The organism is Geobacter argillaceus (genome assembly GCF_007830735.1).
In the GTDB taxonomy this organism is placed as follows: domain Bacteria; phylum Desulfobacterota; class Desulfuromonadia; order Geobacterales; family DSM-12255; genus Geomobilibacter; species Geomobilibacter argillaceus.
On sequence record NZ_VLLN01000047.1, the window covers coordinates 1 to 11,243 of the forward strand.

8 protein-coding genes are annotated in these 11,243 nt (G+C 46.9%); 1 reads left to right on the plus strand and 7 read right to left on the minus strand.

Annotation, left to right across the window (positions count from 1 at the left end; translation table 11 throughout):
* Window positions 1-43: 43 nt before the first annotated feature.
* From JN12_RS19840 to JN12_RS19870, 7 genes are all read right to left on the minus strand, one after another.
* Entirely contained in the window at window positions 44-262 is a 219-nt protein-coding gene (locus tag JN12_RS19840) for a DUF4411 family protein (RefSeq protein WP_145026127.1), read from the minus strand.
* Entirely contained in the window at window positions 259-1,428 is a 1,170-nt protein-coding gene (locus JN12_RS19845; RefSeq protein WP_145026129.1) for an ImmA/IrrE family metallo-endopeptidase, read from the minus strand. Before JN12_RS19845 ends, JN12_RS19840 begins: the two co-directional genes overlap by 4 nt.
* A 27-nt stretch (window positions 1,429-1,455) precedes the next feature.
* Window positions 1,456-3,318 (minus strand): AAA family ATPase, encoded by a 1,863-nt coding sequence (locus JN12_RS19850; RefSeq protein ID WP_145026132.1) that lies wholly within the window; start codon window positions 3,316-3,318, stop codon window positions 1,456-1,458.
* Between the two features lie 11 nt (window positions 3,319-3,329).
* Window positions 3,330-5,021: a restriction endonuclease subunit S gene (locus tag JN12_RS19855; protein ID WP_145026135.1), complete on the minus strand. Its 1,692-nt coding sequence runs from the start codon at window positions 5,019-5,021 to the stop codon at window positions 3,330-3,332.
* Window positions 5,021-6,472: a type I restriction-modification system subunit M gene (locus JN12_RS19860; RefSeq protein WP_145026138.1), complete on the minus strand. Its 1,452-nt coding sequence runs from the start codon at window positions 6,470-6,472 to the stop codon at window positions 5,021-5,023. The genes JN12_RS19855 and JN12_RS19860 overlap by 1 nt, the downstream gene beginning before the upstream one ends.
* 15 nt (window positions 6,473-6,487) lie before the next feature.
* Window positions 6,488-8,866, minus strand: coding sequence for an EcoAI/FtnUII family type I restriction enzme subunit R (gene hsdR, locus JN12_RS19865; RefSeq protein WP_145026141.1), 2,379 nt, complete (start codon window positions 8,864-8,866; stop codon window positions 6,488-6,490).
* Window positions 8,867-9,246: 380 nt separating this feature from the next.
* Window positions 9,247-10,461 carry an ATP-binding protein gene (locus JN12_RS19870; protein ID WP_145026144.1) on the minus strand — a complete coding sequence of 405 codons (1,215 nt, stop codon included), beginning with the start codon at window positions 10,459-10,461 and terminating at the stop codon, window positions 9,247-9,249.
* A gap of 299 nt (window positions 10,462-10,760) precedes the next feature.
* Here JN12_RS19870 and tnpA point away from each other — a divergent pair, with 299 nt between their 5' ends.
* Entirely contained in the window at window positions 10,761-11,204 is a 444-nt protein-coding gene (tnpA, locus tag JN12_RS19875) for an IS200/IS605 family transposase (RefSeq protein WP_145026147.1), read from the plus strand.
* The last annotated feature ends 39 nt before the right edge of the window (window positions 11,205-11,243 follow it).

Sequence of the window (11,243 nt, forward strand, 5' to 3'; positions counted from 1 at the left end):
AAATTTTAAAGTAACAGACGACTGATAACGGCTTCAGACGTTATCAGTCGGCAAAGCCTTTAAAGCCCTCGCCTTCAGGCGAGGGTGGTTTACTTACGTGCTGTTCCGGATTTCCCCGCTCCAGCTCTTTCCATACTTCACGCGTTGAAATAAGCTGCTTCGACTGATAGAGATCATCAAGCCCAGACCACATGGATAAGAAAACATCCGGATAGAAATGTTTGAGGGGGCTGAAGGAACTTGTGTCGAACACATAGATCATGCCGCACCTCCTTGCATGATTCTTTGCTCAAGGCCAGGAAAGTTTTTGGGTTTGATCCCTAGGAGATCTGACGCCTGCTCCACGGAGAGTTGGCGGCGATAATAACGGGTCACAACCTCTTTGGCAAAACGCTCGCTCAGATACGTGTTCTGCGTTGCGTAGTAGTTTCCGCTACCACCACGCTTTTGTTGGCCTTTCCAGTATTCAGACTTTTCTTCGTAGCATTTCTGACCGACCCGTCCTTGATCGAAGAACCGCCGCAAAATAGCTTCCCTGCTGACTCCGTATCTGCGAGCCAATTCAGCAAATACACTTTCATCAAGGTGTTCGATATCCTCAAGGCATTTGGTCTGTTCATTAAAGTCGGCAATAGGGATCAAGATTTCTGCAGATATTGCATTACAAAACTGCTCGATTGTCTTTTCATTCTGCGAAAGGTCGTTGATATAGGATTTGTCAAACTTGCTGATTCCGTTGATGCTCAACAAGAGATGGGACAGTTCATGCATCAAGCTGAATATTTGTCTCGTTTTTGTAGTGCTGTTGTTCAGGTAGACAACTGGAAATGAATCATGAGACAAACAGAAACCAGAGATTGCCTTTTGTTTAAATGAATCCTTGAAGACGAAAATGCCGGCGTTCTCTAGTGCTAAGCGCCACTGCTTAAGCGCAAGGTCATCGTCTTTCCATTTGATCTGATCTTTGAGTGAAATACCGAGAGCGTGTCTAATTTTTTCTGCCTGGACAATTATGGCGTTGTCCGTCTGCAGTTTAATATTATTCCAGATCGGTTGAGCAGCAGGATTTTGGCCACCAAAAAGCTCAGACAAAGCCAATTGGAAAGCGTGTGCTCGCCGTATGTGTAAATGGGTATCAGGTAACAGCTGTTGAAGGTCCGCATCCGGTAAGCTTCTAAATTCTTTGGCTGGAGTTGTTTCTTGCGGTGGGGCTGGTAGAAAGAATACTGCAAGGGGTCTTTTATAAATTTCGTAGGCCAGCTTTTCGAGCTGCGGATAGGTTGGGGCGCTGGATCCCGATTCCCATTCCTCAATCTCTGTTTCCTCGCGTTTCAGCTTTCTAGCAACATCACACACAGCTAGACCAAGCGACAATCTTGCCCATTTGAGTACTGCTGGTTGTATTCCTGAAACGGGTTCCTGTTTCATCACTTAGCCCTTTTGAACAATGGATGGCTATGCAGCGCACTTCGAAGTAATGAACTCGAACATTGGGCGGAACGTCTCAAAGCATGAAGCGTCCAGCAAGTGAATGACTTCTTTCGCAAAGGATGTTTTATCCGAATCCGCTTTGAAAACTATCTGAGTCCCACCAGGGCATGGTTCGACTTGGAAATAGGTTGCAGTGGCTGCTTGACCATAAAATATATGCTCTATTTCACAACAGGAGTTTCCCCCGTAGGTTTCCTTGGTGATAGCATTTTTTATGACTTGCCTCTGAATATGCGGGTTAGGCGGGACAGGAAGCATGATGGCATATGAATCACCCTCAGCCCATTTTTTGATTTTTCCTTTGTACGGGTCATTTTCTATGACATCACCATTTAAGCCGTTCCATTGATCGTAGGCTTTATCAAAATCGAAAAGTGCAAATATCGGAAGACCGCCCATTTCTCCGTGGATTCTGTTATCGGTTAACAATTGTTTTATGTATGTGCAACTGAACGCGTAAAAGGGAATAAACGGCATATCTTCGTCATATAACTTGTACCATGCTTCCTTTATGATGATTGGGTCAGTGCTCCCTTCTGTGAATAGCACCGGCTTATTTTCAATTTGAATGGCATTGATTATACTCAGCAACTGTTCCTGCTCAGAGTATCTGATAAGAGCTGAACTCAGTTTATTGATCGCAATAGATTTTGGCAGATCATAACAGTTCGCTCGATTGTCTTTGATGTCGAAAAATTTGATCTTCCTTTTGTCGTGGGGAATCAGCGTAACTGCGCTATGGCTACTCATCAAGACATGGTTATTTGCGGTAGTATCGGTAATTTCGAATACCTGCTTCAAAAAATCAAATTGCCATTCTGGGTGGAGGAAGGCGTCTGGTTCGTCAAGCAGGGTGATGCAGTTGCGGTCCTTAAACAGTTCGACGATGGAGTAGATATACACTGACTGAAATTGGCCGTCGCTGAAATGGGCAATGGTGGCGTCCACGCCGCTGGTCAGTTTTAAGGGAATTGTTATCTTTGCCAGCATCCCCAGCGTTTTTAGATTGTCGAGCTGACGGAACAACTCTTGCGAGCTGAGGTCATTGAATTCCTGCCTGATTTTGGCGATGTCGAAATAGAGGATATAACGGCCATCGGAAGCGAAATAGCCTTCTGGGCGTACCGGGCCGCCCGTAGCAATGTTGATGCAGCGATGGAGCCTATTGAGAAACGTTTTGGTAATTCCCTCCGGTCTCCAATAGCGATCGGTTTCGTCGTTGAATTCGATATCAAATCGGGAATCAGCGGCGTAGGCAGGCCTCTCCAGCACCAGCCGCACCTCTGGAATGACAGTTTCTATACCAAGTTTCTGGCAGATGAACTGCCTCGCCTTGCAGGTCTCTGGCTGCATCAGTAGCACGGCCAGTAGCAGCTCCTTGTAGTCCGGGCCGATGCCGATAAAATATCTGGCCTCGTCAAAATCTGCTCGTTTGATTCGTTTGCGGAAGGCGTCCTCGTACTGCTCTACCAGACCCGCGACGGTATCGTTGTGGCCTGAGTAGTAGATCAGCACATTATCCGGCAATGGCGTTTTGCCGATATTTTTTCTCTCTTTGCCGTCGATGGCGAGCGTGCCGGAGTTCCAACTGATTTGGGTTGTCTTGCCCTCGATTTCAAAGCTGATACCATAGTTGAAATTGCAGGGCATCTTGTCCCGGTCGTACTCGACGATATGTCGGAATATTTCGACCAACGCCTCAAACAGGTTGGACTTGCCGGTGCCGTTTTTGCCGACGAACACATCAATAAAACTTGTGCCGTCGAAAGGCAGTGTAAACTCCCTAAGATTTTTATATTCGCTGATATAAATGGACTTAACTCGCAAATTTCCTCCTTTTATACCTGTGCGATTATGGCATTAAGCAAAGAGGCCTGTTTATCGCTGGCAGCTGTGATCTGTCGATCCAATTCATCACACATTGCCATGAGCTCGTTGATCCTGGCGACGATACGCTGTTGCTCCCTGAGAGGGGGGAGAGGAATTAAGCATAAAGCTAATTTCGAACCATTAAAATTTGCTTGACCGCATTGTTGTACAATTTCAGGTTCGACTTGCGTCTTTCTGAAATAAGGTGCATTCATCGCCAGAGTAATGAATATAGGATTCAGTAGCGCATCAAGTAGCCTGATTCTTATCAAATATGATGCGAATGTTGCATACTTTGCAGGTCCACTATAGCATGCTGTTTTTCCAACCAAGTCATAACTATTTGTGCGGTTAAATAGTATATCGTTTGGCTGAAGGTAGAGGCGTGGTAGCTCATCAATACTCGGTGAGATGTATTTGAACCCTTCATCAATTAACTGACCATTGACAATGTTGCCCATTCGAAAAACTGGAACCAGCGAGGCATCATCACAAGTTTTTTGCGATGTTCCATAATCTATGGATTCCGTAACTTCGGCAATTCGAACCCACCGCCAATTATCAGGAACCTGAAATGGCTCACCCTCTCGGGAAATGGTAGGTATAGGCTTTGGTATCTTGATCTTCTTTGCCTTCACCAATCGCTGTTTTTCGGCTTCGATTTCTTTAAGCAATTCGCTGGCAGGCGAGTCGTTCTGATCTTGAGGGACTAGGCGTCCCATTACGGCGAGTTGAAGAATAGCTTTGCGCAGTTCGGCAACGTTTTCCCTAACTGAGTAAAGTTCTCCGAAATGGAGGGTAATTAATTGCCAGGCATCGGTAAAGCTATCGTTTTTTTCAGCTAACAGCAGGCTGTTCAAGGCGGCGGTGTGGACATTTAGCCGCTTTTGCTCTCGCTCGGCGCGCAGCTTTTCCAGCTCGTCGCACCGAACCATGAGTTGGTCGATTTTTGCGACGATGCGGCATTGTTCGGCGAGGGGAGGGAGAGGATGAACACTGTTAATAGCATCATCGGTTCCGAGTCTTGGCATTTTCACGCCGTACATCAGTGCGTTGACATGATTTAGAAACGATGGCCGTTTTAGCAGCCATTTCAAAAATTGAGAGTCTATATTCCCTAATGGCACGATGGGTACTATCTCAGTTGTGCAAACGCCTTGTTTGTCAGCAACAATAACTTTATTCAGGTATGGACGCAATTTCCCGTATAAAACATCACCCTTTTCAAAAGTGGACTTTGTTGACTTGGATTGGCGTTCACAATACTTAGCCCTGTAAATTAATCTTGACGTATCCTTCTCAATGTCTTCAAGATCCAGGAGCCACGTATCGGGATGTATTTCCTCAGGAGCAACATTTTTCCTTCCATTGTAATTACTGATTTCTCCTAACCTAACCCACTCCCACCCCTGGGGCAGAACATACGGCACTTCCTCATCCTTGATCGCAGGTAGCCGCTTTGGTTCCTTAATCTTGCCCGCCTTAACCAGCCGTTTCTTCTCTGTCTCGATTTCCTTCAGCAGCTCGCTGGCCGGCTGATCGTTTGGGTACTGGGGCACCAGCTTCCCCTGCATCGCCAAGGTCAGGATCAGCTCCCGCAACCGCTTGATTCCGTCGGGTGCAGCAAAGGCGATGTCGAAATGCTTTTCCAGCAACTCCATTACCTGCCCCCCAGAGCCTGCATTAGCTCCTGCTTCAGGGCTACTTGAGCAGCCGCGAGCTTGCGGCTGATCTCCAGGTACTCGTCCATTAACTTCCCCGGGTCGCCATGGTCCACTTCAATCTCATGACGATTTTTGCAGTCCAGGTTGTAATTGCGGCCGACAATCTCCTTGGCCGAGACCTTCCAAGCGTATTCCGTGATCTTGCGCCTGTGCCACCAGGACTTTTCCCGGTCAAATTCGCCGATGGTAAGCGGTTTTGAACGGGAGTAGGAGGAATAACTGGCATCCGGATAGGGATGCTCGAAAAACCAGATGTCTTTGGTGGGACCACCCTTCTCGAAAAAGAGGATGTTGGTCTTGATGCTGGTATAAGGGCTGAAGACCCCCTTAGGGAGACGGACGATAGTGTGCAGGTTGAACTCCTCCAGCAGTTCTCGCTTGAGAGTAGTCTTCACTCCCTCGCCAAAGAGGAACCCATCGGGTAGAACTACGGCGGCGCGGCCGGTGTCGTGTTTTAGCAGGTGCATGATCAGCGCCATGAAAAGATCTGCTGTTTCCCGTGTTTGGTACTTCCTAGGAAAATTGTTCTCGATACCATCTTCTTCCATGCCACCGAACGGTGGATTGGTGATGATGATATCCACCCTGTGTCTTGGACCGTAATCCTTGAGCGGACGGCTGAGTGTATTGTCGTGAAGGATGTTAGTCGGCACATCAATGCCATGCAGCATCATATTGGTCATGGCAAGCATGTGAGGCAGCGGTTTTTTTTCAACACCGTGAATATTTTCCTGAAGCCTCTTGAGATCATCGCTGGTCTTCACCTGCTCTTTGATGTGTTCAATGGAGTTAGTCAGAAATCCGCCAGTGCCACAGGCCGGGTCAAGGATTGATTCGCCTAGCTGCGGGTTCAGCATATCCACCATGAATTGGGTAACCGCACGGGGTGTATAGTATTCCCCTGCATTGCCTGCAGATTGCAGATCAGCCAGAACCTTTTCATAAATGTCATTGAACAGGTGGCGGTCGCTGGATGAATTAAAGTCCACGTCTTCTTCGATGGTGTTTATTACCTGCCGTAACAACGTACCTGACTTCATGTAGTTGTAAGCATCTTCAAACACCGACCCTACGACTTTCCCATGTGGAGACACTCCCGCAGCTGTAGCAAGTCTCTTCAGTGAGGGGAAGAGGTCGTTATTGACGAAATCGATTAGCTCTTCACCAGTTATTCCTTCGGGGTCCTTCGCCCAGTTTGACCAACGGAAACGGCTCTGGAGCGGCGATTTATAGCCCGGTATCGTTACTTGCCATTCCTGTTCCTTATCATCAAAAATCTTAAGGAAAAGCAGCCAGACAATCTGGCTTATACGTTGGGCATCACCATCGACACCTACGTCCTTCCGCATGATGTCCTGTATGGTCTTAATCAATGTTCCTATCGGCATGAAAGATTCTCCAGATTATGCATAGTAAAGCTGCTGCTCAAGTTCCTGCACTGCACTGTGGTAAGCTTCAAGGCCACCGAAAGTACGAATGATTTCAATAGGGGTCCCAAACTGGGTAAAGGGCGAGACTGAAAGGATCTGTGTCTCTTCGATATGGACAATACCTTCGTCGGCATATTTATCGAGCAGCGCATCCAAAACTCGCCGTGCCTTTTCCCCATATTTTGTAAAATAATTGCGTTTGCGCACTTGCTCCGCACGCTCCTTGCGGGTCAGCGGCGGCATGTCCCAGGCTACGTGACAAACCAAATCGAATGGATCGCAATTTCTTCCGATATCATCGGCCAGAGCATCAAAGAAAATCCCTTCGTTGGCAAGCTCGTCAATGATCGCCTGTTTCTTTTCAGCACTGCTCCAGCGCCGGAGAAAATCATCCATTGAGGCGAATTCTTTTGCCAGTGCTGTACGCGTATAATCCTTGAGAGAACTGGTAATCAGCTTACCATTGGCGTCGAAGTACTGTACCCGTTCGGCAACAACCTTCACTTCAACATTGGCAACGACATATCGCCGGATTTCTGAAGTGTAGTTTTCATCACCTTTGTCCTCGGATACGTTACCCCATTTGTCACTTCCCTCTGTCAGAGGATATTGGGTGGCATCAACTGAGTCTTCATTGTTTGGCTCATCTGGTGGTACTGGGGAGTCATCAGGGTCTTTTGGCGTGTAAATCTGCACTGGGTCGCCGTCAAAATCGGGATCGGCAAATAGTTCTGTTGCTTTCTTGAAGTCGATGATAGTGAAGTAGAATTTCCCGTAGTCCTCGTTGATACGGGTGCCACGTCCAATAATCTGTTTAAACTCGGTCATTGACTGAATGCGTTGATCAAGCACGATCAGCTTACAGGTCTGAGCATCAACACCGGTAGACATCAATTTCGACGTCGTGGCTATTACAGGGTATCTGGATTCCGGGAAGATGAAGTTGTCAAGCTCGGCCTTTCCTTCTTCATTGTCACCGGTAATACGCATGATATAGCGGGAGTTATGTGACACAAGATCAGCATTCTCATTGACCAATGTCTGACGCATTCGCTCTGCATGGTCAATGTTGTCACAGAATACGATAGTTTTATCAAACCGGTTGGTTTGCTTCAAAAACTCGGTGATTTTTCTGGCAACCAGCTGAGTTCGTTTTTCAAGCACCAGTGTCTTATCGAAATCCTTCTGATTGTAGATGCGATCTTCTATTTCGTTGCCATGCTTATCGAGCATACCCTTATCGGGTCTCCAGCCGGTTAAATCCTTATCAAGGTCGATACGAACAACTTTGTAGGGGGCAAGAAAGCCATCATCGATCCCTTGGCGGAGTGAGTAGGTGTAAATTGGCTCGCCGAAGTAATCAATGTTCGAAATTTCTTTTGTTTCCTTGGGGGTCGCGGTTAGCCCGATCTGAGTTGCGGAAGAAAAGTACTCCAATATCTGACGCCATGCGGAATCTTCAGCTGCGCTTCCACGATGACACTCATCAACAACAATCAGATCAAAGAAATTGGGAGTGAACTGTTTGTAGATGTTTTGTTCTTCCTCGGTACCCGTAACTGCCTGATAAAGTGAAAGGTATATTTCGTAGGACTTATTTGCCTGCCGTTTCTGGATTTTTGTCATTGCTGACCCGAACGGCTTGAAGTCATTAGTCATGGTCTGGTCAACTAAGATATTGCGGTCAGCCAGGAATAAGATTCGCTTTTTTGTCTTTGATTTCCAGAGTCGCCAGATTATCTGAAAAGCAGTAAATGTCTTACCGGTTCCGGTAGCCATTACCAACAGAATACGATCCTGCCCTTGTGAAATTGCTTCGATGGTTTTGTTGATGGCTAACAGCTGATAATAGCGAGGTGTCTTGTTGCTACCATCGCTGTAATAATCCTGAGTAACCAAGGTTTCTTGTTTATCGGTCAAGCCCTTGTGGGCAGACCACTGTTGCCATAACGATTCGGCAGATGGGAACTCATGTAAGGCAAGCTCACGTTCGATGATGCCATCTGTCGCAATTTTATTATGGAATAGAAAACCATCGCCATTGGTGCTGAAAACAAAGGGCACCTGAAGCATTTCAGCATAGCCGAGTGCTTGCTGCATACCATCACCAACAGAGTGATTATTGTCTTTTGCTTCGATGACAGCGATAGGAATATTGGGTTTGAAGAACAGAACATAGTCAGCGCGTTTATGCTTGGCACGGGTATGCAGCTTCCCGCGGACGATTATTCGGCCATTGGTAAGAGGAAACTCTTCACGAATCTGTGTCGCAATATCCCACTCAGATTGCTCTAGAGCAGGGGTGATGTATTTTGTGCAGATATCGCGTTCTGAGAGTTGTTTCTTGTCCATGAGGCGATTTCCTATGCTCTTATCCTAGGGCATTATGCAGCTTCACTGTACGTTTCCTTTAAATTTGCCCAGCTTAGTACATAAAGCTCAATATCCAGAGTAGCTGTATTTTGCTTCTCAATCAGTAAGCTGCAATTTATTTTCTGGGAACCTCTCTGTGATCTTTTTAGGGAACTTTCTGGGTAAATTCACGGGTTTTGTGGGTAGTTTTCTGGGTAGTTTTACCGAAGCCTTTACCGAAATTTATTCCGAAGGTTTCTCTCCCGCCATTTTTTCACCGACGCTATCACCGACCTTTTCACCGACGTTATCACCCCGACAAATCTCTCAGAGCTTTCCGGCAAGTTTTCCGCTGACAGTACCAGATCAATCAAATAATTTCAGTACATAAACCCAAAGATCCACAACGGCAGTTTGTTCCTTAAACCCACTTCAATATCATCAGCCACTACGAAACCATTAGCGACACCACTAATCTGTTTGAATCCTTTTCCCTTGCCACCGATCTCAAAGGTGTATTGTCCCTTGACAATAAAGTCCCCCTGTCCCGATAACTCAAGCGTGCTCTCTATTAACTGTGGGTGAATCGTGTTGGCATTACGAACTTGATTAACAAAGAACAGCTCCCGCAATGTGCCGGTATTCACTTCATCTGCAATGGCGTACATCAGATTGCTGTTCTCCAGCAGGATCTTCTCCGGCTTGGTCAGTACCTCGTAGCCTCGCCCCTGCGACCTGACCAGATTCAATAGGCGGGCATCCTGCAACTTCTCAAGGTATTCATACAGCCGGGGACGAGAGATGTCTGTCGCTTCGGCCAGCTTGGCGATATTTGGCACGAATGGTACACCAACTGTCAGTAGATACAGAAGTTTTTTAATCTTGGATACCTGCCTGGGCTCGATCCGATTGACGAAGGGAAGATCCACCTCAAGGATATGGTTGATGACCTCGCGAACCTTGAGCTTGTAAAAGGACTCTCCTTCTAGGAAGAATGGATAATAGCCACCCTGGAGATAATCCCGGAATTCCCGTAGCGGTTTTATTTCCTTGCACATGGCGCTGGCAATTTCCTTGTGGTTAGAAAGGATCTCCTCCAACGAATAAGCTGGATACTCTTTGCCGTGAACAAAGTTGATGTATTCCCGCAGTGAGAGGCCATGCAGGTTAAAAATGATCGCACGGCGGGAAAGGTCCGCTTTCTGATTCGTAATCTGGAGGAGGCTCGAACCGGAAAAAACAACTCTCAATCCAGGAAACGAATCATAGATAGACTTTACGTGCACAGACCAGTCCGGATACTTGTGGATCTCGTCCACCAGCAGGACTTCGCCGCCAAGCTGATGAAACTCGCGGGCGAACTCGAAAAGATCATGTGCCTGGAAAAACGGGCTATCGACTGAGATGTAAAGGGCTCTGTCACTCGACCCATACCGCTCTCTGACATACTGGAGCATCAGAGTCGTCTTACCGGTGCCGCGTGCTCCCAGGATGCCGATACAGCGTTCATTCCAGTCAATCCGGTCGTAGATATACCGTTTGGTCTGGCTTACCGCCTCGATGAGCCTCTGCTGTTCCCTGAATAGATTTTCCATACTGTTTCCTTGATATTTGTAAAGCGCATTTTACACAAAATAAGAAGGAATGCAATGAATCTAATTTTCGAGGGGGTGCTACAGGATTCATCGTTGAGAAATGCCGCTAACCCCGCTATTTCCTTGATGTCTGCACCAATCACGAACAGGCTCTTCTTGGGCTGCTTTGGTGATCCAAAAGATCCGTCCATTCGATGTTGCAAGGGATAAAAGGTAATCATGATAGGCTGTTATATTATTGTCCGACTATGGGAGAAAAACCCTCGCCTTCAGGCGAAAACTTCAGTTAAACTCGCTGGATGGAACACTATCGAACATCATCGCATACACGGTTTGACCTAAAGTGCCATTTTGTGTGGATCACCAAGTATCGGAAGCCTGTATTACGAGGAGAAGTGGGCACTCGGCTTCGAGAGTTGGTGGTAGAAGTCTGCAAGACTAATGATGTAGAAATCTTGCAGGGTCATATATCAAAGGATCACGTGCATCTGTTCGTGTCTGTACCACCCCATCTGGCCCCGAGTAAGCTGATGCAGTACATAAAGGGCAAAACGTCTCGCAAGTTGATGATGGAGTTCAAGCACATCCAGAAAGCCTTTTGGGGTCGCCACATATGGGCACGAGGGTACTTCGTAGCGAGTTCTGGCAACGTGACGGATGAAGTGATCCAGGAATACATCAGGCTACAAGAGACAAACGAACCCAAAGATGGCGGTGAAAATTTTAAAGTAACAGACGACTGATAACGGCTTCAGACGTTATCAGTCGGCAAAGCCTTTAAA